Source organism: Ralstonia sp. R-29 (assembly GCF_049913345.1).
Classification (GTDB): domain Bacteria; phylum Pseudomonadota; class Gammaproteobacteria; order Burkholderiales; family Burkholderiaceae; genus Ralstonia.
On sequence record NZ_CP184377.1, the window covers coordinates 2,119,763 to 2,141,551 of the forward strand.

General features: G+C 62.3%; 23 protein-coding genes and 3 tRNA genes. 2 read left to right on the forward strand and 24 right to left on the reverse strand.

Going from position 1 to position 21,789, the window contains the following annotated elements:
• Nucleotides 1-15: 15 nt before the first annotated feature.
• The 5 genes from ACN9M1_RS09890 to uvrC all read right to left on the reverse strand — a co-directional run bounded on the left by ACN9M1_RS09890 (nt 16) and on the right by uvrC (nt 3,126).
• Nucleotides 16-89 (reverse strand) — tRNA-Cys (locus ACN9M1_RS09890).
• 92 nt (nt 90-181) lie between these two features.
• Nucleotides 182-257, reverse strand: a tRNA-Gly gene (locus ACN9M1_RS09895).
• Nucleotides 258-310: 53 nt separating this feature from the next.
• Nucleotides 311-386, reverse strand: a tRNA-Gly gene (locus tag ACN9M1_RS09900).
• Between the two features lie 132 nt (nt 387-518).
• Nucleotides 519-1,094 (reverse strand): CDP-diacylglycerol--glycerol-3-phosphate 3-phosphatidyltransferase, encoded by a 576-nt coding sequence (gene pgsA, locus ACN9M1_RS09905; protein WP_426393972.1) that lies wholly within the window; start codon nt 1,092-1,094, stop codon nt 519-521.
• Nucleotides 1,095-1,161: 67 nt separating this feature from the next.
• The gene (uvrC, locus tag ACN9M1_RS09910) at nt 1,162-3,126 is read right to left on the reverse strand and encodes an excinuclease ABC subunit UvrC (RefSeq protein ID WP_426393974.1); all 1,965 of its coding nucleotides are present in this window, start codon (nt 3,124-3,126) and stop codon (nt 1,162-1,164) included.
• 84 nt (nt 3,127-3,210) lie between these two features.
• Here uvrC and earP point away from each other — a divergent pair, with 84 nt between their 5' ends.
• Nucleotides 3,211-4,404: an elongation factor P maturation arginine rhamnosyltransferase EarP gene (gene earP, locus ACN9M1_RS09915; protein WP_426393975.1), complete on the forward strand. Its 1,194-nt coding sequence runs from the start codon at nt 3,211-3,213 to the stop codon at nt 4,402-4,404.
• A gap of 120 nt (nt 4,405-4,524) precedes the next feature.
• Entirely contained in the window at nt 4,525-5,091 is a 567-nt protein-coding gene (efp, locus tag ACN9M1_RS09920; RefSeq protein WP_426398843.1) for an elongation factor P, read from the forward strand.
• Between the two features lie 74 nt (nt 5,092-5,165).
• Here efp and nagZ read toward each other — a convergent pair whose 3' ends face one another.
• The 19 genes from nagZ to fabD form a co-directional block, all read right to left on the reverse strand.
• The gene (nagZ, locus tag ACN9M1_RS09925; protein WP_426393976.1) at nt 5,166-6,215 is read right to left on the reverse strand and encodes a beta-N-acetylhexosaminidase; all 1,050 of its coding nucleotides are present in this window, start codon (nt 6,213-6,215) and stop codon (nt 5,166-5,168) included.
• Nucleotides 6,212-6,655, reverse strand: coding sequence for a holo-ACP synthase (gene acpS, locus ACN9M1_RS09930; RefSeq protein ID WP_426393978.1), 444 nt, complete (start codon nt 6,653-6,655; stop codon nt 6,212-6,214). The genes nagZ and acpS overlap by 4 nt, the downstream gene beginning before the upstream one ends.
• Nucleotides 6,652-7,443 carry a pyridoxine 5'-phosphate synthase gene (gene pdxJ, locus ACN9M1_RS09935; protein ID WP_426393980.1) on the reverse strand — a complete coding sequence of 264 codons (792 nt, stop codon included), beginning with the start codon at nt 7,441-7,443 and terminating at the stop codon, nt 6,652-6,654. Before pdxJ ends, acpS begins: the two co-directional genes overlap by 4 nt.
• Nucleotides 7,440-8,261, reverse strand: coding sequence for a DNA repair protein RecO (recO, locus tag ACN9M1_RS09940; RefSeq protein WP_426393982.1), 822 nt, complete (start codon nt 8,259-8,261; stop codon nt 7,440-7,442). The genes pdxJ and recO overlap by 4 nt, the downstream gene beginning before the upstream one ends.
• Nucleotides 8,262-8,292: 31 nt before the next feature.
• Nucleotides 8,293-9,231 (reverse strand): GTPase Era, encoded by a 939-nt coding sequence (gene era, locus ACN9M1_RS09945; protein WP_426393984.1) that lies wholly within the window; start codon nt 9,229-9,231, stop codon nt 8,293-8,295.
• Between the two features lie 8 nt (nt 9,232-9,239).
• The gene (rnc, locus tag ACN9M1_RS09950) at nt 9,240-10,010 is read right to left on the reverse strand and encodes a ribonuclease III (RefSeq protein ID WP_426393987.1); all 771 of its coding nucleotides are present in this window, start codon (nt 10,008-10,010) and stop codon (nt 9,240-9,242) included.
• A gap of 1 nt (nt 10,011) precedes the next feature.
• A complete protein-coding gene (locus ACN9M1_RS09955; RefSeq protein ID WP_426393989.1) occupies nt 10,012-10,380 on the reverse strand; it encodes a DUF4845 domain-containing protein in 369 nt (122 codons plus the stop codon).
• A 63-nt stretch (nt 10,381-10,443) separates the two neighbouring features.
• Complete coding sequence (gene lepB, locus ACN9M1_RS09960) at nt 10,444-11,337, reverse strand: signal peptidase I (RefSeq protein WP_426393990.1); 894 nt, start codon at nt 11,335-11,337, stop codon at nt 10,444-10,446.
• Between the two features lie 30 nt (nt 11,338-11,367).
• On the reverse strand, nt 11,368-13,167 hold the full coding sequence (lepA, locus tag ACN9M1_RS09965; RefSeq protein ID WP_426393992.1) for a translation elongation factor 4: 1,800 nt from the start codon (nt 13,165-13,167) through the stop codon (nt 11,368-11,370).
• Nucleotides 13,168-13,380: 213 nt separating this feature from the next.
• The gene (locus tag ACN9M1_RS09970; RefSeq protein WP_426393994.1) at nt 13,381-13,656 is read right to left on the reverse strand and encodes a glutaredoxin family protein; all 276 of its coding nucleotides are present in this window, start codon (nt 13,654-13,656) and stop codon (nt 13,381-13,383) included.
• The gene (locus ACN9M1_RS09975) at nt 13,653-15,170 is read right to left on the reverse strand and encodes a DegQ family serine endoprotease (RefSeq protein ID WP_426393995.1); all 1,518 of its coding nucleotides are present in this window, start codon (nt 15,168-15,170) and stop codon (nt 13,653-13,655) included. Before ACN9M1_RS09975 ends, ACN9M1_RS09970 begins: the two co-directional genes overlap by 4 nt.
• A 75-nt stretch (nt 15,171-15,245) precedes the next feature.
• On the reverse strand, nt 15,246-16,355 hold the full coding sequence (locus ACN9M1_RS09980) for a MucB/RseB C-terminal domain-containing protein (RefSeq protein WP_426393997.1): 1,110 nt from the start codon (nt 16,353-16,355) through the stop codon (nt 15,246-15,248).
• Nucleotides 16,356-16,366: 11 nt separating this feature from the next.
• Complete coding sequence (locus ACN9M1_RS09985; protein ID WP_426398844.1) at nt 16,367-16,999, reverse strand: sigma-E factor negative regulatory protein; 633 nt, start codon at nt 16,997-16,999, stop codon at nt 16,367-16,369.
• Nucleotides 17,000-17,112: 113 nt separating this feature from the next.
• Nucleotides 17,113-17,712 (reverse strand): RNA polymerase sigma factor RpoE, encoded by a 600-nt coding sequence (gene rpoE, locus ACN9M1_RS09990; RefSeq protein WP_426393999.1) that lies wholly within the window; start codon nt 17,710-17,712, stop codon nt 17,113-17,115.
• 61 nt (nt 17,713-17,773) lie between these two features.
• Nucleotides 17,774-18,256: a hypothetical protein gene (locus ACN9M1_RS09995; protein WP_426394001.1), complete on the reverse strand. Its 483-nt coding sequence runs from the start codon at nt 18,254-18,256 to the stop codon at nt 17,774-17,776.
• A gap of 49 nt (nt 18,257-18,305) precedes the next feature.
• A complete protein-coding gene (gene fabF / locus ACN9M1_RS10000; RefSeq protein ID WP_426394003.1) occupies nt 18,306-19,538 on the reverse strand; it encodes a beta-ketoacyl-ACP synthase II in 1,233 nt (410 codons plus the stop codon).
• Between the two features lie 113 nt (nt 19,539-19,651).
• Nucleotides 19,652-19,891, reverse strand: a complete 240-nt coding sequence (gene acpP, locus ACN9M1_RS10005) for an acyl carrier protein (RefSeq protein ID WP_199030069.1) — start codon at nt 19,889-19,891, stop codon at nt 19,652-19,654.
• Between the two features lie 185 nt (nt 19,892-20,076).
• Nucleotides 20,077-20,826, reverse strand: coding sequence for a 3-oxoacyl-ACP reductase FabG (gene fabG, locus ACN9M1_RS10010; protein WP_426394005.1), 750 nt, complete (start codon nt 20,824-20,826; stop codon nt 20,077-20,079).
• A gap of 14 nt (nt 20,827-20,840) precedes the next feature.
• Nucleotides 20,841-21,770, reverse strand: coding sequence for an ACP S-malonyltransferase (gene fabD / locus ACN9M1_RS10015; RefSeq protein ID WP_426394007.1), 930 nt, complete (start codon nt 21,768-21,770; stop codon nt 20,841-20,843).
• Nucleotides 21,771-21,789: the final 19 nt, after the last annotated feature.

Here is a 21,789-nt window from a genome sequence, read left to right on the forward strand (position 1 = left end):
TTTGGCTTTGCATTCTGGAGGCGGAGGCCGGAATCGAACCGGCGTACACGGCTTTGCAGGCCGCTGCATAACCACTTTGCTACCCCGCCAAGGGTTCAGCACCGCATTGTAGCAATTCGTAGCGAACTGCGTCTGGGCCGTGCCGATAAAGAAAAAGGGAAGCAAGGCTTCCCTTCGGGATTGGAGCGGGAAACGAGGCTCGAACTCGCGACCTCAACCTTGGCAAGGTTGCGCTCTACCAACTGAGCTATTCCCGCGTAACCGGTTATGCCGCCGCGCCACCACTTCAACACGGCCACACATTTCAAACTGGAGCGGGAAACGAGGCTCGAACTCGCGACCTCAACCTTGGCAAGGTTGCGCTCTACCAACTGAGCTATTCCCGCATTTTGGCTACCAGCACTGCCGTACTACCTTTGTGCTGCCAGACCGTTTCGTCACATCGCTGCAACGAGAAAGAGATTATGGCAAAAAAGAATCGCGCTCGTCAACACTTTTGCGCAAGAGTTTTTGCAGGCTCATTTCGCGCGCTCACGGATCTGCGGCCAGGCGAGCTTCATGTAGTACGCCATCGACCACAGCGTGAGCACCGCCGCCACGTAGATCAGCCACGTGCCCCACACCTGCGCGTCGATCACGCCGAGCAGCCTGTCCTGAAACAGCAGCAGCGGAATCGCGATCATCTGGAAGGTGGTCTTCAGCTTGCCGAGCATATTGACGGCTACGCTCTTTGACGCACCGATCTGTGCCATCCACTCGCGCAGGGCCGAGATGGTGATCTCGCGGCCGATGATGATGAGCGCGATGACGTCTGACACACGGCCCAGTGCCAGCAGCACCAGCAGCGCAGCGGCCACCATGAGCTTGTCTGCCACCGGGTCCAGGAACGCGCCAAAAGCGGAGGTCTGATTCCAGCGACGTGCGAGGAAGCCGTCGAACCAGTCCGTCAGGCTCGCGACGATGAAGAACACCGCGGCGGTCAGGTTTTTGGCGGGCAGCGCCATCCAGGTGTCCGGCACGTAGAACACGCCCACCACCAGCGGGATCATGGCCACACGCAGCCAGGTCAGGAGGATCGGGAAGTTGAAAGGCATGGCAAATCGAGAGGACAACTGCCGCGCGGGCCCAACCCGGCGCGGCAAGATTGGGCATTGTCGCCGATCAATGCAGCTGACGGTAGATTTCTTCGGCGAGCGTCTGGGAGATGCCTTCGACCGTGGCGAGTTCATCCACGCTGGCGGCCATCACGCCGCGCAGCCCGCCGAAGCGCGCCAGCAGCCGCTGCCGGCGCTTGGCACCGATGCCTTCGATCTCTTCCAGTCGCGAGGTGTTGCGTGCCTTTGCCCGCTTGGCGCGCATGCCGGTGATGGCGAAGCGGTGCGCCTCGTCACGAATCTGCGCAACCAGCATCAGCGCGGCGCTGCCCTGCCCGAGTTCCAGCGACGGGCGGCCGTCGGCGAAGACCAGCGTTTCGAGGCCGACCTTGCGGCCCTCCCCCTTGGCCACGCCGACGAGCAAGCCAATATCCAGCCCCAGCTCTTCAAACACCTGCCGTGCGACTTCCACCTGACCCTTGCCGCCGTCGATCAGCACGATGGTCGGCATGTTGGGCGCACCTTCGCCTGCCTGCTCGACGATCTTCTGATAGCGGCGCGTGAGCACTTGGCGCATGGCCGCGTAGTCGTCGCCGGGGGTGATGTCCTGGATGTTGTAGCGGCGGTATTCGCCGTTCTGCATGTCGTGGCTGTGAAAGACCACGCATGAGGCTTGCGTCGCCTCGCCGGCGGTGTGGCTGATGTCGAAGCACTCGACGCGCAGGGCGGCCAAATCTTCAAGATCGATGCCGATGGTCTCGGCCAGTGCGCGCGTGCGAGCCTGCTGGCTGCCTTGCTCGGAAAGCCGGCGCATGAGCGAAAGCTCCGCCCCCTTCTGCGCCATCTCGAGCCACGCGCGACGGCCGCTCTGTGGCTGGCGCACCACCGAGACACGGCGCCCGGCCTGCTCAGCCAGCGCGTCAATCAGCTCGGTCGCGTGAATGGGGTGGCTGACCACCAGCACCGGCGGCACGAACTGATCCAGGTAGTGCTGCGCGACGAACGCTTCGAGAATGTCGCTGGCCATGCGCTCGGGGTCGCGTGGGGTTTCGGCGTCGGTCGCGGCCTCGACCTCGGCCTCTAGGTCTTCACCGACGATGGCGGCGCCTTCCTCCACGTGCGTCGGAAAGTAGGCCTTGTCGCCCAGGTGCCGCCCGCCGCGCACCATCGCAAGGTTCACGCAGGCGTGGCCGCCCTTGATAGCGACAGCCAGGATGTCGATGTCGCTGGCGGCACCGACCTCTTCCACGGATTGCTGCGTGAGCACCGCCGAGAGCGCACCAATCTGGTCGCGCACGATGGCGGCCTGCTCGAACTGCAGCACCTCCGAATAGCGGAGCATCTTGCCCTGCAGCGTCTGCATGACCTCGTCCTGACGGCCCAGCAGAAAGCCCGCCGCGTTGCCGACGTCGCGGGCGTAGTCTTCAGCGCTGATCGCCTGCACGCACGGGCCGCTGCAGCGGTGAATCTGATGCAGCAGGCAGGGGCGCGTGCGGTTGTTGAAGACCGTGTCTTCACACGTGCGGAGCTGGAACACCTTCTGCAGGATCTGCATGCTCTCGCGCACCGCATGCGCACTCGGGAAGGGGCCGAAGTACTGATGCTTGCGATCCGTCGCGCCGCGGTAGTACGCCATGCGCGGATACGCATGCTGCGTGAGCTTGAGATACGGATACGACTTGTCGTCGCGGAACAGGATGTTGTAGCGCGGCGCCAGCGCCTTGATGAGGTTGTTCTCCAGCAGCAGCGCCTCTGCCTCGCTGCGCACGACGGTGGTGTCGATGCGGGCGATCTTCGCGACCATCATCGCGATGCGTGGAGACAGCAGCGTCTTGTTGAAATAGCTGGAGACGCGCTTCTTCAGGTCACGCGCCTTGCCCACGTAGAGCACATTGCCCTGCGCATCGAAATAGCGATACACGCCCGGCAAGTTCGGCAGGCGCGCGATGTGCGCTTTCGCGTCGAAATCAGGCACATTCGCGGGTTCGTTCGGGGGGGCGCTCTGGGGCGTCTCGGGGGTGTCGGATGGCATGGCGTTCGCAAGCTCAGAGGCCGTCAGTGTAGAACAAGCCGCCGACTACAATGTCGGGCCATCTCGCTCTCCTCACCTTGCCGCATGCGCACCATCACGTCCTGGGATCTCTTCTGCCGCGTCGTCGACAACTATGGCGACATCGGCGTGTGCTGGCGCCTGGCCCGGCAACTCGTACAGGAGCATGGTCATACCGTTCGCCTGTGGGTGGATGACCTGCGGTCATTCGAAAAGCTCTGCCCCGCCGTGGACGCTGCGGCCGACGCGCAGCGCGTCTCGGGTGTCGACATCCGCCGTTGGGGCGACGATGCCCAAGTGGCAACGCTGCTTGCCGCCGATGCGCATCCCGCACCGTATGACGTGGTAGTTGGCGCCTTTGCATGCCCGACCCCGGAGCCGATATTGACGCACATGGCCGAGCAGGCCGCGCACGGCACCGCGCCGGTCTGGATCAACTTGGAATATCTCAGCGCAGAGAACTGGGTCGCCGAGCACCACGCGATGCAATCGCCACATTCGCGCCTGCCGCTGGTCAAGCATTTCTTCTTCCCAGGCTTCGCCCGCAACACGGGCGGCGTACTCCGCGAATCGCACCTCGGCGCCCAACGCGCAACATTCGAGGCAAGCCCCGCAGCCCACCAAGCGCTCTGGCATCGCCTCGGCGTAGATGATCTGATGCGCGAGCACCCCGACGCCCTGCGCGTCAGCCTGTTTGCCTACGCCAACGAAGCCCTGGCCCCGCTCGTGGCCCAGTGGGAGGCATCGCCCCAGCCGATCCTCTGCCTCGTGCCGGAGGGCTTGGCGGCCACGCAGATCGCCGCCCTTTTGGGCAACGCCGGCGCCGCAAAAGCTGGCGCCCGCTGGTCGCGCGGCAACCTGATTGTCGCCGTAGTGCCGTTTGTGCAGCAGGAGCACTATGACCCGCTCCTCTGGGCGTGCGACATCAACTTCGTGCGCGGCGAAGATTCGTTCGTGCGTGCCCAATGGGCGCTGCGGCCGTTTGTCTGGCACATCTATCCGCAAAGCGACGACGTACACCTCACCAAGCTCGACGCATTCCTGGCCCGCTATACCGCTGCCCTGCCCCAGGCCGAAGCTGATGCGTTCATCGCGTTCTGGCATGCCTGGAATGGGGCGCCCGCATCACTCAACTGGACCGACTTCGTCGCCGCTGCGCCAAGCCTGCGTACCCGAGCGATCACGTGGGAGCAAAGCTTGATGCAACTGGGCGATCTCGCCGCGAATTTGGTGGCATTTTGCGAAAAACAGGTAAAATAGCGGGCTGATTTGTATGCGGCCCCGGCTTTGACCTGATTCGCGCGACCCGAGGGTATCGCGCGGTGCTTCGTTGCTTGGCGCGCATCGAACCCTCTTACTCTCAGGAACTGTGAAATGGCTTTGAAAATCGCGCAAGAACTCCGCGCAGGCAACGTGTTCATGATCGGCAACGACGCAATGGTCGTGCAAAAAACCGAGTACAGCCGCTCGGGTCGTTCCGGTGCCGTCATCAAGATGAAGTACAAGAACCTGTTGACTGGCGCACCGAGCGAATCGGTCTTCAACGCCGACGACAAGTTCGACCAGATCATCCTGGACAAGAAGGAAGCCGAGTACTCGTACTTCGACGGCTCGCGCTATGTGTTCATGAACATGGGCACCGGCGAGCAATACGAAGTGGACGCCGAAAACATGGGCAGCGCGCTGAACTACCTGCAAGACGGCATGCAAGTGGAAGTGACGCTGTACAACGACAACCCCATCTCGGTCGAACTGCCGACCACGGTTGTCCGCGAAATCATCTACACGGAACCGGCTGTCAAGGGCGACACCTCGGGCAAGGTGCTGAAGCCCGCCCAGATCAACGACAACGCCGACTTCAAGATCCAAGTGCCGCTGTTCTGCAACACCGGCGACAAGATCGAAATCGACACGCGTACCGACGAGTACCGCAGCCGCGCCAAGTAAGCTGGCGTCGCAGGAATGAGAAAGGCTCCCTCGGGAGCCTTTTCTTTTGCGATCGCGCTTGTTGCGCATTGGGACTATGCGATGAGTTTCGCCTCCCGCAACGTACGCAGCGCCTGCTTGTAAGCCGACTGTTGCTGCAGCTTTGCCCAGTCCTTCACAGCCTTGCCGCCGAACAGCCGGCGCACGCGCCGCAGCGACGCCTTGCCGATCGTCGCATCCAACTCGCCCAGCAGCCGATCGGCCTTGTCCGGCGCGTTGCAGATCAACACCATGTCGCAGCCAGCCGTCAGCGCTGCACGCGCACCATCGACCACCGAGCCAGCGACGCTCGCACCTTCCATGCTGAGGTCATCGCTGAAGATCACGCCATCGAAATTGAAATGCGCGCGCAGCATGTCCTGCAGCCAGAAGCGCGAGAAGCCGGCCGGGTTCGGATCCACCGCCGAGTAGATGACGTGCGCCGGCATGACCGATTGCAGGCCGATGCCCATCCAGCCGTAGGGCTGTGCGTCGTCGTTCAAGATGGCTTCGAGCGGGCGCACATCCACCGGCACGGCGATGTGCGAATCGGCTTGCACGTAACCGTGGCCGGGGAAGTGCTTGCCGCAGTTGGCCATGCCGGCCAGACGCAGGCCGAGCGTCAGGTGGTTCGCCAGCATCGTCACCACACGCGGGTCGCGGTGGAAGGCGCGATCGCCGATCACGCTGCTGGTGCCATAGTCGAGGTCGAGCACGGGCGTGAAGCTCAAGTCGATGTCGCATGCGCGCAGCTCGGCGGCCAGCACGTAGCCGCAGGCAGTGGCGGCGCGCGTGGCGGCCAGCACGTCGGTGTCCCACAGCTTGCCCAACGCACCCATGGCGGGCAGATGTGTGAAGCCGTCAGTCTTCGCGCGCTGCACGCGGCCACCTTCGTGGTCGATACAGATCAGCACGTCTTCACGCACGGCGCGGATGGCCTTGGTGAGCGCCGTCAGCTGCGCACGCGATTCAAAGTTGCGCGCGAACAGGATGACGCCGCCCGTCAGCGGATGCGCGATGCGACGGACATCATCGGGGCCGAGTTCGAGGCCGGCCACATCGAGGACGATCGGGCCAGGACGCTTTTGCTTGTTGGTTGAAGTCATGCGGAAGGTTTCGTTTGCAACTCGGCGACAGCGAAAGCAACTGCGTAGTCGCGCTCGTCCGTCACACTGATCTGGATATGGAGGCCATGCTGGGCGATCCAGTCGGCCAGTTCGCCGCTGTAGCGCACCACCGGCTGGCCGGAGGGCAGGTTAAGCGTCTGCACCGCACGCCACGTCATCGGCCAGCGCATGCCCAGGCCGATGGCTTTGGACACCGCTTCCTTGGCAGCGAAACGCGTGGCGAGAAACGCCAGGCCGCGCCGTTCAGAGCGCACCTTACGGGCATGGTAGACGCGCAGCTCATCGGGCCCGAGCACCTTTTCGGCGAAGCGGCCGTTGGTCCGCTGCATGACGCCTTCGACACGCTCGATCTGGATGATGTCGGTGCCGATGCCGTAGATGGTGCCGGACACCGAGGCGGCTGCAGCCGGCGTGTTCATACGGGCACGCCTGGGTGTGCGGCGGCCGGCGTTGTCGACGACAACCGCGCTGCCACCATGATCGCCTTCATCTCGCGCACCGCGTTCTGCCAGCCGGCAAACACCGCGTGCGCCACGATGGCGTGGCCGATATTGAGTTCATGGATGCCGGCAATGGCCGCAACCGGCTGCACGTTCGTGTAATGCAAACCATGCCCGGCATTCACGCGCACACCCCAGCGGATGCCCTCTTCCACCGCCGTTTCGATGCGTACGAGTTCAGCCTTCACTTCGGCATCGTCGGTGGCTTCGGCATAACGGCCGGTATGCAGTTCGATGACGGGCGCGCCTGCGGCAGCGGCTGCCTCAATCTGCGCGGCATCCGGATCGATGAACAGCGACACGCGGATGCCCGCATCGGCCAGTTGCTTGCACGCCGCCTGCACCTTGGCGAAACCGCCCACCACGTCCAGCCCGCCCTCGGTGGTCACTTCCTGACGACGCTCCGGCACGAGGCAAACGTCCTGCGGGCCGATGTCGCACGCGATGTCGAGCATCTCTTGCGTGACCGCACATTCGAGGTTCATGCGCGTACGCAATTGGGGGCGCAGCGTGCGCACATCGGCGTCCTTGATGTGACGACGGTCTTCACGCAGATGCAGGGTGATGAGATCGGCGCCGGCCTCTTCGGCCAACAGCGCCGCCGCGATCGGATCCGGATAGACGGTGCCGCGTGCGTTGCGCAGCGTGGCAACGTGGTCGATGTTGACGCCCAGGTCGATGACCCCCGGCGAGGCATGGAAGATCATAGTTTCTGCAAGTCGATGAGGATCTGGCGCGTCGAAAGCGGCGTGCCGTGCAAATGATAATGCAGCAGGAAACGCATCAGGCTACGGCTCTGCTGGGCAGTCGTCGGGCGCGACGCGTAATCATCGCGCTCCATATCGAGCAACGTCTGGCCGCGCAATACGGGCCACGAGGATGGATCGCTCGGCAGCGTGCGCCGGATGCCGCGTTCGGGGTGATAGACGTAGTCGCCATCGGCTTGCACCGGCTCGCCATCAATGCAGCGATCGAGCTGCGCGGCAAAGCCGGTCTCGCGCAACAGCACGCGCTCGAACGCACGCAGCGTAAAAGCCGCAGGCTCACCATGCGCCAGTTTATTGAGCGTTTCGACGTAGTGCGCGAACAGCACCGGGTGGCCGTCTTCGCGGGCGACGAACTTGACGAGCAGTTCGTTCAGATAGAAACCGGAGAGCAGGCCTTCCCCGCCCAGCGGCAGCATGCCGCCCACCCACTCGGCACGCGTGAGCGTGCGCACGTCACCGCGACCACTCCAGGAGACTGACAACGGTTGAAACGTCTGTAGCACCGCGCGCAATGCGGAATGCGGCCGTTTTGCGCCCTTGGCAACCAGCGCCATGCGCCCGTAGTCGGGCGTGAAGACGTCGATGATGAGACTGGTTTCGCGGTACGGGTAGCTGTGCAGCACGAAGGCTGGCTGTGCCGCGACCCGCGTGTCCGAACGCCCAGCGGGAAAGCTCTTGCGCGGCGCGGCGCCAGCCACGCCTTCCTCGGCCAGCCATTCCGCCGCCTCGTCCGGAATCGGATCGGATCGTCCCGCCATCGAGCGTGTATGGAGTGGCGTGGCTGCGCAGTTATTCGTAGCCGTAAGCGCGCAGGCCGGCTTCGTTGTCGGCCCAGCCGCTCTTGACCTTGATCCAGACCTCCAGATACACCTTGCCGTCGAACAGTTTTTCCATGTCCATGCGGGCTTCGGTGGAGATCTGCTTGAGCTTGGCACCCTTGGCGCCAATGATCATCGCCTTGTGCGCGTCGCGGTCGACCAGGATGGTCACGAACACGCGGCGCAAGCGGCCTTCGGTCTCGAACTTGTCGACGACGACGGTGCTGGAATACGGCAGCTCATCGCCCGTCCAACGGAAGACCTTCTCGCGCACGATCTCGGCAGCCAGGAAGCGCTCGCTGCGATCAGTCAGCGCTTCCGGGTCGTACATCGGTTCGCCTTCCGGCAGGTACGGGCGCACGATGCCGAGCAGGCGGTCGATATCGTCGCGATTCTTGGCGGACATCGGCACGATTTCGGCAAACGGAAACACCTGCGCCATGTCTTGCAGGAACGTGGCCACCATCTCGGCACGCGTGTAACCATCCAGCCGATCGACCTTGTTGACGATCAGGATCACGGGCGTTTCGCGCGGCAGCAGCGAGAGTACCTTCTCGTCGTCCGGGCCATAGCGACCGGCTTCGACCACGAACAACACGGCGTCCACCGAAGTCAGCGTGGACGTGACGGCGCGATTGAGGGATCGGTTCAGCGCCGTGGCGTGGCGCGTCTGGAAGCCCGGCGTATCGACGAAGACGAACTGCGCGTCTTCCGTCGTCTGGATGCCGGTGATGCGGTGGCGTGTAGTCTGCGCCTTGCGCGACGTGATGCTGACTTTCTGGCCCACCAGGGCATTCATCAGCGTGGATTTGCCGACGTTCGGCCGCCCAACAATGGCGACCATGCCGCAGCGGAACCCCTCCGGCACGCCAGATTCTGGCTGCGGAGGCTGCAATGGGGTGTCGCTCATTTACCTGATTATTCCTTCAACCTGAGAGACAACTGCGGATCGGGCGGCGTGGCTTGCTTACGCGTCTTGCCGGTGCGCTCGGCGCGGCTGCGCTTGACGAGCTGCGGCACCAAGCGATGCGCTTCTTCCAGAGCCAACTTGGCCGCCGATTGTTCGGCCGCGCGCCGCGATGCACCGCTGCCGGAGACGCGAATCTCCAGCTTCGGGATCGTGCACTCGACCTCGAATTGCTGATTATGCGCCGCGCCGTGGGTGGCAACCACCGTGTACAGCGGCAGCGCGATCTTGTGACCTTGGAGGTACTCCTGCAGCAGCGTCTTGGCATCCTTGCCAAGCGTGCGCGGGTCGACCTGCTCCAGGATCGGGATGTAGAGCTTGCGGATCAGTGTGCGGGCAGCGTCGAAACCGCCATCGAGGAACACCGCTCCGAAGATGGCTTCCAGCGCATCCGCCAGGATGGACGGCCGACGGAAACCGCCGCTCTTCAATTCGCCCTCGCCCAGCCGCAGCGCATCAGGCAACTGCAGCATCTGCGCGATCTCGTACAGCGCCTGCTGCTTGACCAAGTTGGCCCGCACGCGGGAGAGATCGCCTTCATCCAGCTTGCCGAACATGCCGTAGAGCATGTCGGCAACGGCGCAATTCAGGATCGAATCGCCAAGAAATTCCAGGCGCTCGTTGTGCATCGCGCTGTGGCTGCGATGGGTGAGCGCCTGCTGCAGCAACTCCGGTTTGCTGAAGCGGTAGCCAAGACGTTGCTGTAGTGCTTCCAAACTCATCTCAACGCTGGGTCCCCGAGAAGGTGATCACCATGCCAATAGGGCCATACAGCGGAATTTCCCGCTTGTACGAGAAGTGCACAGCCTGAATGGAACCGCCGGCATCCAGCACTTCGAGGTCTTCACCCTTGAGCGACGTGATGTCGTCGATCGCCGCTTGCTTGTCAAAAGCGGAGGTAATGTCCTGCCGCGTAGACGCACGCTCGCGCGCTTGCTTCACCGCACGCGTGATGGCCTGGTACTCCATCAGGCTCGGAATGGACCGGATCGCCGGCAACACAGCCGTGATCAGCACGATGATGCCGATCAGAATGCCGAACATCGTAATCCCGCGCGACGGGCGTTTCAGCCCAGCCTGACGAATCCGCATTGCATTTCCCCCGTTGTGCAAGTGCCGAGTTTAAATAAGAGACTTAGTGATCACTTTCGTGGATCAACGGAAGCTGCCAATCCGCTTCAGGTCACCCAGGTTCATCCAGATAAAGAACGCCTTCCCGACGATGTTCTTGTCCGGCACGAAGCCCCAATAACGGGAGTCCGCGCTGTTGTCGCGATTATCCCCCATCATGAAATAGTGACCCTCAGGTACCTTGCAGGTAAACCCGGCCTGATTGTAAGTGCAGTTTTCGCGGAACGGAAAATCGTCCGGGCCGGAGACATAGGCGGGGCGATCGGCGTCGTTCAGGATGTTGTGGGAAACGTTGCCGAGCGTTTCCTGATACTGCTTGGAATACGTGAGACGCTCGCCGTCGAGGTAGTCCGATTGCGGCGTGTACGAGGCAGGCTGGCCGTTCACCGTCAGCCGCTTGTTGTCGTACTTCACCACGTCGCCCGGCACGCCAACCACGCGCTTGATGTAGTCCATCGACTCATCTTTCGGGTAGCGGAAGACCATCACATCACCGCGTTGCGGCTGATTCAGCGCGACGATCTTCTTGTTCACGATCGGCAGGCGAATGCCGTACGTGTACTTGTTGACGAGGATGAAGTCACCGATCTGCAGCGTCGGGATCATCGAGCCCGACGGAATCTTGAACGGCTCGATCACGAACGAGCGCAGCAGGAATACCGCGGCGATCACCGGGAAAAAGCTTGCGGTGTACTCCAGCCACCACGGCTGGCGCAGCTTCTCGTCAGCCAACTGCAGACGCGCGGCACCGATGTCGCCAGCGCCGCCGTACTGCGCTTGTACCTGGGCGCGCGCATCGAATTCAGCCAGCGCAGTTGCTGCTGCGGCTTGACGCTGGCGCTGGAATACGAGCTTGTCAGCCACCCACGCAATACCGGTGATGACGACGAGAATAAACAGGATCAGGGCGAAGTTCATGGAGGAGAGATCGTCCGAGCGGTGTCCGGGTTATTTTTCTTCGACGCGCAGGATGGCCAGGAAGGCCTCTTGCGGAATTTCAACGGTGCCGACCTGCTTCATGCGCTTCTTGCCCTCTTTCTGTTTCTCGAGGAGCTTCTTCTTACGCGAGATATCGCCGCCGTAGCACTTGGCCAGCACGTTCTTGCGCAGCGCCTTGACGTTCTCACGCGCAATCACATTGGCGCCGATGGCGGCCTGGATGGCGACGTCGTACATCTGGCGCGGGATGATCTCGCGCATCTTGGCGGCGACTTCACGACCACGATACGTGCTGTTGGAGCGGTGCACGATGATGGACAGCGCATCGACCTTGTCGCCGTTGATCAGGATGTCGACCTTGACCACGTCCGACACACGGTATTCCTTGAACTCGTAGTCCATCGACGCATAGCCGCGCGAGACGGACTTCAGGCGATCGAAGAAGTCCAGCACGATCTCACCCATCGGGATTTCGTACGTGAGCTGGACCTGGCGACCGTGGTAGCTCATGTTGATCTGCGAGCCACGCTTCTGTTCGCACAGCGTGATCACGGCGCCGACGTAGTCCTGCGGCATGTACAGATTGACCGTGACAATCGGCTCGAGAATCGCCTCGATCTTGCTCGGGTCCGCCGGCATCTTGGCCGGGTTTTCCACCTGGATCATGGTGCCGTCGCGCAGCTGCACCTGATAGACCACCGTCGGCGCAGTGGTGATCAGATCCATGTCGAATTCGCGCTCCAAGCGCTCCTGCACGATCTCCATGTGCAGCAGGCCGAGGAAGCCGCAGCGGAAGCCAAAGCCCAGCGCCTGGGACACCTCCGGCTCGTATTGCAGCGACGCGTCATTCAGCTTGAGTTTTTCCAGCGATTCGCGCAGCGCTTCATACTGGTTGGCTTCCACCGGATACAGGCCGGCGAACACCTGCGGCTTGACTTCCTTGAAGCCCGGCAGCGGCGCTTCGGCCTTGCGCGGCGCCACATGCGTGATCGTGTCGCCCACCTTCGCGGCCTTCAGTTCCTTGATGCCGGCGATGACGAAGCCCACCTGCCCCGCCGACAGCGATTCGCGCGGCATCGACTTCGGCGAAAACACACCGACCTGCTCCACCAGATGCTGCGCGCCGGTGGCCATCAACAGGACCTTGTCCTTGGCGCGCAACGTGCCGTTCACCACGCGCACCAGCATCACCACGCCGACGTAGTTGTCGAACCACGAGTCGATGATCAACGCTTGCAGCGGCGCGGCCGGGTCACCCTTGGGCGCCGGCACCTTGGCGATCAGCGCTTCCAGCACGTCCGCCACGCCTACACCCGTCTTGGCGGAGCAGCGCGTCGCGTCGGTTGCGTCGATGCCGATCACATCTTCGATTTCCTGGATGGCGTTTTCCGGGTCGGCGGCCGGCAAGTCGATCTTGTTGAGCACCGGCACCACTTCCACCCCCAGTTCGATGGCGGTATAGCAGTTGGCAACCGTCTGCGCTTCCACGCCCTGCGAGGCATCGACCACCAGCAGCGCGCCTTCGCAGGCGGACAGCGAGCGGCTGACTTCATAGCTGAAGTCGACGTGCCCCGGGGTGTCGATCAGATTCAGGTTGTAGACCTTGCCGTCCTGCGCTTTGTACGACAGCGCGGCAGTCTGGGCCTTGATGGTGATGCCGCGCTCTTTCTCGATATCCATCGAGTCCAGCACCTGGGCTTCCATCTCGCGGTCGGAGAGGCCACCACACAACTGGATGATGCGATCGGCCAGCGTCGATTTGCCGTGGTCGATGTGGGCGATGATCGAGAAATTACGGATATTGTCCATCGAATGCGTCGAAAAGCGCCCATCCCGGGCGCATCTGCCGGGCGCGAAGCGATTCCGGCATGGCCAGCGCACGTGAGACGGCGCCAGCGGGAGGTATTGGATTCCAAGCCGAGGCTGCGGCACGAAAATCGTGCACTGCAAAAATCGGCGCTAACAGGCGATTTTACCGGATTTCCGGGGGCTCCCCGCGCCTCTTTTTGCGGCAGCGACGCGTCAGCCGCGCGCCACCTGTTGCGCGAGCCACTCCTGCACGGCAGACGCATCCAGGAAGTAGTGGCACAACTCCTGTGCCCCGCCCGGCGGCGCGTCCGGCGCGCCCGTCATCAGCACCGGCACAAGCTCACCGAAGCGCGCTTCCAACGCGGGATCGCTATCAACATCCACCTCATGCAGCACAAACGAAAAGCCGCGCTGGAACGGCTCCAGCGCGACCTTCATGTCGTCGCACAAATGGCAGTACGAGCGGCCGTATAGCGTCAGCTCAATCACTGGCCACTGCCCGAACGCGCAGTGCTCGGACGCATCGTCACCACCTGGGTCGCATCGCCACGGCGCACAAACACGGCCACCATACGGTTCTTGTCGAGTTTGGCGACCACGTCATTGAACTGCTTGGCGCCCGTAATATCGGTATCACCCACGCGCAGGATCAGATCCCCCGGCCGAATACCAACACGCGCTGCGGGCCCTTCGGCCACCTGCACCTCGACACCGGTCTTGGTCTTGAATTCGCGTTGGGCACCATCCGATAGATCGGCCACCACCAGGCCCAGTGCATTCGGCTTACCCGGGCCCTGCTGGCTGTTGTCCGGCTGCGTGCCCTTGCCTCGCTGGGCGACCTTGGTATCCGACGGAAGCTCGGCCACGGTCACCGTCAAGTCACGCGTTGCACCCTTGCGCCAGACCTGTACGGTCGCGCGCGTGCCGGGCTTGGTCTCGCCGACTTGGCGCTGCAGATCGCCAGCCTTCTCGACGTCGCGGCCGTTGAACTTCAGGACGATGTCGCCAGCCTCGATGCCAGCCTTTTCCGCCGGACCACCCGACTCAACGTTGCCCACGTACGCGCCGCGCGCACGGCCAATGCCGAGCGATTCCGCCGCATCCTTCGGCACGTTGTCGATGGCTACCCCAATGCGGCCACGGGTCACGCGACCCAGCGCCTTGAGCTGATCCGCCACACGCATCGCTTCATCGATCGGAATCGAGAACGAGATGCCCATGTAGCCGCCGCTCTGGCTGTAGATCTGGTTGTTAATGCCGATCACCTCGCCGCGCAGGTTGATCAGCGGGCCGCCCGAATTGCCCGGATTCACGGCCACATCGGATTGAATGAACGGCAGGTAATCCCCCGTATCGCGCCCCTTGGCCGACACGATGCCCGCAGTCACCGTATTGTCCAGGCCAAACGGCGAGCCAATCGCCAACACCCATTCGCCCACGCGCACCTTGTCGGAATCGCCCAGCTTCAGACTCGGAAGCCCAGTGGCATCCACCTTGACGAGCGCTACGTCGGTCCGCTTGTCTACGCCAATCACCTTGGCCTTGAACTCGCGCTTGTCGATCAACGTGACGTAGATGGTTTCCGCACCTTCGACCACGTGCGCATTGGTCAAAACGTAGCCGTCACCCGAAATGATGAAACCGGAGCCTACGCCACGGCTTTGCTCTTCTTCCTGCTGCGGAGGCGCGTTTCGGCGTTTTTGCCCTTGGCCACCCTGACCCGGCATGCCCGGCATCGGCACGCCGAAGAAGCGACGGAAAAACTCGGCCATGTCGTCATCGCTCGGGCCATTGCGCATGCGCACCTTCTCGGTGGTGCGAATATTGACGACAGCCGGGCTGACCTTTTCCACCAGATCGGCGAAGTCGGGCAAGCCATAGGTGCCCGTCGCCGTGCTACCGGTGGCGTTCTGCGCATAGGCTGGCGCAAGCGCACCGCCCACCGCCAGAGCAGCGGCAACACACAGCAAACGCAAAGCGTAGACGGATCGAGCGGTACGCATGGAGGCTCCCCGGAACGAAAACAGATAGAGAAATGTGCTGCGCGGGCATACCGCGCAATTGAGGCAGTTGCCCGACTACTGCGGCGCGCTGGTCGTCGGCCGGTTAGTCCCGGTCACTGCGTTGGCGGAGACGGGCTTATAGTCGACCGCTGCGCCAAACTGCTTGATGGTAGCAAAGGGGACTTCACCCACCACCGTGAGCCAGAAATCAGCAATGCGACGCACCATCACGTGCGTGGCCCCCTGCGAGATGAAGCCCTCACGGCGCGTGCGCTTCTCAGACACCGGCTCGATAAACAGCGACAACCCCGCCAGCCCATCGCTGAACACGACCTGCTGCACCTCGAAGGCCGAGCTTCCCTTACCCGCCGGGGCAATGTCGCCCAACGGACGGCGAACTTCACGGATCTTCTGGAAGCCCTTGATGGGGATGCCGATCGTCCAGCCCTGCTCGGCCAGATTGATCGGTTGCGTGATGATCTCGTACTGATTCCAACCGTTCACGTTCTTGAACGCAGAAACGATCTTCTGCTTGTCCGACGGCACGCCCAGCGCGACCTGTGAGAACGCAACCTGTTCAAGCACCTTGCCATCTTCGTCGATGGTCTGGGCGCGCATCAACAGACCACTGTTGCGCTCCGCCCAGATTCGGTAGGCATAGCGGAAGCCATCCTTCGGATCCAGTTGGAAAACTTCGCAATCCATACCGGCCACCCGCTCCGCGGGCAGATGGCGCATGTCGTACTGGTCAAGCACGTCACCGTTGGTCGTCGCGAGCAACGCGGGGAAACTATCTTTGTGCTCCTGCTTCTCGGTCACAACGAGTTTGACGTCGTAGATCAAGTTCCGGACGACGTCATTCTGGCGCAGCATTTCGCGCTGCTTACCGTCGAGCGTCTCGATACGCTCGTACTCGTTGTTGAACAGATCAGCGTAATGCTGGATGCGTGTGGAGTGCATGCCGGTACCACGCTGATACGTCAGCGTGCCGACATAGTTCTGCTTGAGGGCCGCGCGGTGGATCTTGGTCAGCCAGGAAGCGGCCTCCTTGCGCGGCATGGGATCGGGCTGCGGCTGTGCAGCCGTCGCCAGCGCCGAAACACACAGAAGAAGAAAAACAGACCGGCGAATAGCCAGCAACTTGCGGGCGCCTGCCCCGGCAACGGGGTGCCACACCTTCGACATGGATGCCCGCATTATTCCTGATTGGAGTCCTGGGTGTTTGCCACCCCATTGGCCACTGCGCGCAGATACGGAACCACCATGCCATTGGTAGCGGATTGACGATGGGCACTCAGGTATTCATCCAGACGTGCATCGCGAATCATTGGCGTCGCGTCGGCAGCAGCTACCGTCACCGCTTGCACACCAGCGCCCGGCGTGGCCTTTGCGACCAGTGCAGGCGAACCGTCAGCGCCATCAACGGGGCCGCGTAGTTGCGGCACGACGACCCAGCTAACGGCCGCCACCGCCGCCGCCACAGCGGTCGACGGCATGATCCGGCGGACCCAGGCGGGACTAACAAGGAAACGGTGCCTCTCTTGGGCTTTCGCTCGCTGCGCCACAGTGGGCACGAGCAAATGCGGCTCAGCCTCAAGCTTGGCGGAGAACCGGCTAAGAAAATCCTCGGACGAACGTGCGTGCAGCAACTCTTCCGACCGAAGCGCATCGCCGATCAACTGATACTCGCGCCAGTGCGCCGCACCCTCGCCATCCTTGGCGAGTTCTACGGCCGATGACACCTCGTGCACCGCGACTTCACCGTCCATCAAGGCGGAGATGCGCTGCGCGAACTCCGCTTCTGTCGTCTGCATTTGAGCCTGACCCATTTCCCAACCCCAAAAACTCCAACGTCCAATCAACGATCCGAGAGAAGACTTCCCGAGGTTTCACCGTTTGCGGCCATTTCCAACTCCGACCGCCGGTTTTTCATATCGGCTGGCTACCACCGTTTGCCCTCTACCGTTCCCAGCAGGGGACGCAATTTCTCGGCAATCGCTTCGCGCGCCCGGAAAATTCGCGAACGGACCGTTCCGATCGGGCACTCCATCGCTTCGGCGATTTCCTCATAGCTCAGACCCTCGATCTCCCGAAGGGTGATTGCGGTTCGCAATTCCTCGGGCAGCGCTTCCATTGCACGGTTGACCGTTTCGGCCACCTGCTTGGTATGCAGCATGGAGTCCGGCGTATTGATATCCCTTAGTAGCTCACCGTCGGCAAAAGTTTCAGCCTCTTCGGTGTCGATATCGCTGGACGATTCCGGGCGCCGGCCCTGGGTTGCCAGATAATTCTTGGCCGTATTGACGGCGATGCGATACAGCCACGTATAGAACGCGGACTCGCCCCGGAACTGGGGTAGCGCACGGTAAGCCTTGATAAAGGCATCCTGTGCCACATCCTCGACTTCGGCGGCGTCACGGATCAAACGCGAAACGAGACGGATGATCTTCCGGTGGTATTTGACCACTAGGAGTTCAAACGCCCGCTTGTCGCCTTGCTGGACGCGCTCGACGAGGATCTGGTCGGCTTCGCGTTCACTCACGGATTCTTCACCTGCAGTGTATCGCCTTGAATTTTTGTGACTTGGAAACGTTGTATTTTACCTACGACACACCGGACACCAGCGGGGGCGGGCCGAGGCGGAACAGACTTCTCAGTCGGCGCAGTTGCCCGGCAGCAAACCACGGCGACATCAGCACGACTATTTGTGGGCACCATCCGCCATGCGCAAGCCCGAGGATCAGAATTCGTTCGCCGAGAGGACATACCCATAACAGCGGCGCCGTCCGAAACGCCTGAGGCAGCTGTAGCTTGACTTGCCAGCGTGGTTGCCCCGGCTCGCCATCCCCTTTGAGACGCGCCCGCCACATCAGTTCCATGGCAAGTGGCGAACGGTTGACCAACAGAGGCATGGCAGCCGCAATCGTCAGCACCCCGAGCACGAACCACATCACGGTCGGGAGGGCAAAGCCCCATGCGACGATCAACCAGAACAAGGCAATGCCGAGCAAACCTGCCGTGCCGAGCCGACCAATCAGGCATAAGCGCCGATATGAAGTCGGGAAGGTGATGTGTTCGACAACCAAGGTGAAAATGACAGCGGCGCGGACCTTCAGGCCACGCGCCGCGTTTGTCTTACGGACGCTTGAACACCAGCGTGCCGTTTGTACCGCCGAAACCGAAGTTGTTCTTCACGGCCACGTCGATCTTCATGTCACGCGCGGTGTTCGCGCAGTAATCGAGATCGCACTCGGGATCTTGATTGAAGATGTTGATGGTCGGCGGCGACACCTGATGGTGCAACGCCAGTACCGTGAACACCGATTCCAGACCACCGGCACCACCCAGCAAGTGGCCGGTCATGGACTTGGTGGAGTTCACCACGACCTTGCCGGCGTGCTCGCCGAAGGCAGCCTTGATGGCGTCGGATTCGTTCTTGTCGCCCAGCGGCGTGGATGTGCCGTGCGCGTTCAGGTACTGAACCTGATCGGTATTCACGCCGGCATCGCGCAGCGCGTTCAGCATGCAGCGGCGCGGGCCGTCCATGTTCGGCGCCGTCATGTGGTACGCGTCACCGCTCATGCCGAAACCGACCAACTCCGCATAGATCTTGGCGCCGCGGGCTTTGGCAGACTCGTATTCCTCGAGCACCATGACGCCGGCGCCCTCGCCCAGCACAAAGCCATCTCGGTCTTTGTCCCAGGGGCGGGATGCAGTGGCCGGATCATCATTGCGCGTGGACAGCGCACGCGCCGCGGCAAAGCCGCCGATGCCCAGCGGCGAAATGGTCGACTCGGCACCGCCCGCGACCATCGCGTCGGCATCGCCCGCTTGAATCAGACGTGCAGCCAGACCGATGCTGTGCAGACCCGTCGTACAGGCCGTTACGGCGGCTAGGTTCGGGCCCTTCAGACCGTGCATGATGCTCAGGTGGCCCGAGATCATGTTGATGATTGAACCCGGCACGAAGAACGGCGAAATCCGGCGCGGGCCGCGCTCTACCAAGGTAGCGTGGGTATCTTCAATCATTGGCAGACCGCCAATGCCAGAACCGACCAGCACGCCGATGCGCTCGGCGTTGGCCTCGGTCACTTCCAGCCCGCTGTCCTTGAGCGCCTGCACCCCGGCGGCAATGCCGTAGTGGATGAAGGTATCCATGCTGCGGGCTTCCTTCGCCGGGATGTACTCCTCGACGTTGAAGCCTTTCACTTCACCAGCGAAGTGCACAGCCAGATTGGAATGATCGAATTTGGTGACGGTGGCGATCCCGGACTTGCCGGCGACCAGATTGGCCCACCCCTCGGCGACCGAGTTTCCTACCGGAGAAACCAGCCCAAGGCCGGTTACGACGACGCGACGACGGCTCACTATGCTTTCCTGCAACTCTGTATCAGCGACAAAGGCCACAGAAAGCGCGCCACCCGGTCAAACCGGATAACAGCCCTTTCTGTGGCCCGCGATGTCAAGAGATCGATTAACGCTTACGCCTTGACGTGGGCGGTTGCGTAGTCGATGGCTTGTTGCACCGTGGTGATCTTCTCGGCTTCCTCGTCCGGGATTTCCATGCCGAACTCGTCTTCCAGTGCCATCACCAGCTCAACCGTATCGAGCGAATCCGCGCCCAGATCGTTCACGAACGACGACTCGTTCTTGATGTCCGCTTCGGCCACGCCGAGTTGTTCCGCGACGATCTTCTTGACGCGTGCTTCGATGTTGTCCATTTAACCCTCCAGGGAAGTATTCGACAAAAAGTGCGCGCATTCTAGCAGGTTTGCGCGGCGAAAAACCGCGCCGAAATCCATGCAAAAAGTGCGCCCAACATGATGCTAAAAGCCAGTTAATTCAGCGATTCCGCACGATCTCGCGCACGCGCAAGGCCCTGCACAATCGCCGCCGGGACGGCTTCTTATCCCATGTACATGCCGCCGTTGACGTGCAACGTCGAGCCCGTAATGTAGCCTGCAGCCGGTGACGCCAAAAAGGCCACCGCGTTGCCGATATCTTCCGGTGCGCCCAGGCGGCCCAGCGGAATCTGTGCTTTCAGCGCGATATGCTGCTCTTCCGACAGGACCTTCGTCATATCGGTATCGATAAAACCTGGCGCCACGCAGTTGACGGTGATGTTGCGGCTGCCGATTTCTCGTGCCAGGGCACGAGCCATGCCTTCCACGCCGGCCTTGGCTGCAGCGTAATTGGCTTGCCCCGGGTTGCCGGCCGAGCCGACCACCGAGGTGATGTTGATGATGCGGCCGCCACGCGCCTTCATCATCGGACGCAGCACCGCGCGCGACAGACGGAACACCGCGGAGAGGTTCGTGTCGATGACCGACACCCACTCTTCGTCCTTCATGCGCATCGCCAGGTTGTCCTGCGTGATGCCGGCATTGTTGACGAGGATATTCAAACCGCCGTGCGTCTTGATGGTTTCGTCGATCACGGCCTCGCAGCGCGCGGCATCATTCACGTTGAGCACCACGCCCGCACCCTTCACGCCAGCTTCGGCGAAGTAGGCGGAGATAGCCTGTGCACCAGCTTCCGACGTGGCCGTACCGACCACCGTCGCGCCCTGGCGCGCCAACTCCAATGCAATGGCACGGCCGATGCCGCGCGAGGCGCCGGTCACGAGCGCGACTTGATTGTTCAATGCTTGGGTCATGCGAATCCTGTTGATTATTTGAGTTGGCCCAGCACGGCTTCAAGCGTTGCCGGATCGAAGATCGCATCCCCAACGATGTCGCCATCGATACGCTTGGTCAGACCAGCCAACACCTTGCCCGGGCCACATTCAACCACACGCGTGATGCCATCCACCTTCATCTTCTGGATGGTTTCAACCCAGCGCACCGGCGACGCTGCCTGGCGCACCAGGGCGTCCTTGATGGCAGTGGGATCGCTCACAACAGCCACGTCCACGTTGTTGATAACGGGGATGACGGGCGCGCTGACCGTCACGTTGGCCAGGTATTCACGCAGTCGATCCGATGCCGGTTTCAGCAGCGACGAGTGGAACGGCGCCGACACCGGCAGCGGCAGCGCACGCTTGGCGCCCTTGGCCTTGGCGATCTCGCAGGCTTTCTCGACGGCAGCTTTTGCGCCGGCGATCACCACCTGCGCCGGCGCGTTGAAGTTCACGGCTTCGACCACGCCAGCGGCCGACGCCTCAGCGCATGCTGCACGCACATCATCGTCCGACAGGCCAAGGATCGCGGCCATGCCGCCCTCGCCCACCGGCACGGCTTCCTGCATCGCCTTGGCGCGGAAGCGCACCAGCGGCACCGCATCCTTGAAAGCGATGGCGCCAGCCGCCACCAACGCGGAATATTCGCCCAGGCTATGACCGGCCACGACGGTCGGGACCGGACCGCCCGCAGCCTGCCATGCGCGATAGACAGCAACGGCAGCCGTCAACATAACCGGTTGCGTGTTGGTGGTCAGATTCAGATCTTCGGCGGGGCCTTCGGCGATCAGCTTGCCGATGTCCTGACCCAGCGCGTCGGATGCCTCGGCCAGCGTGGCAGCCACGACAGGATGATCAGCAAACGCGTTGAGCATGCCGACTGATTGGGAACCCTGACCGGGAAAGACGAAAGCGAATGTCATGGCGTATTTTCGTTCTGGA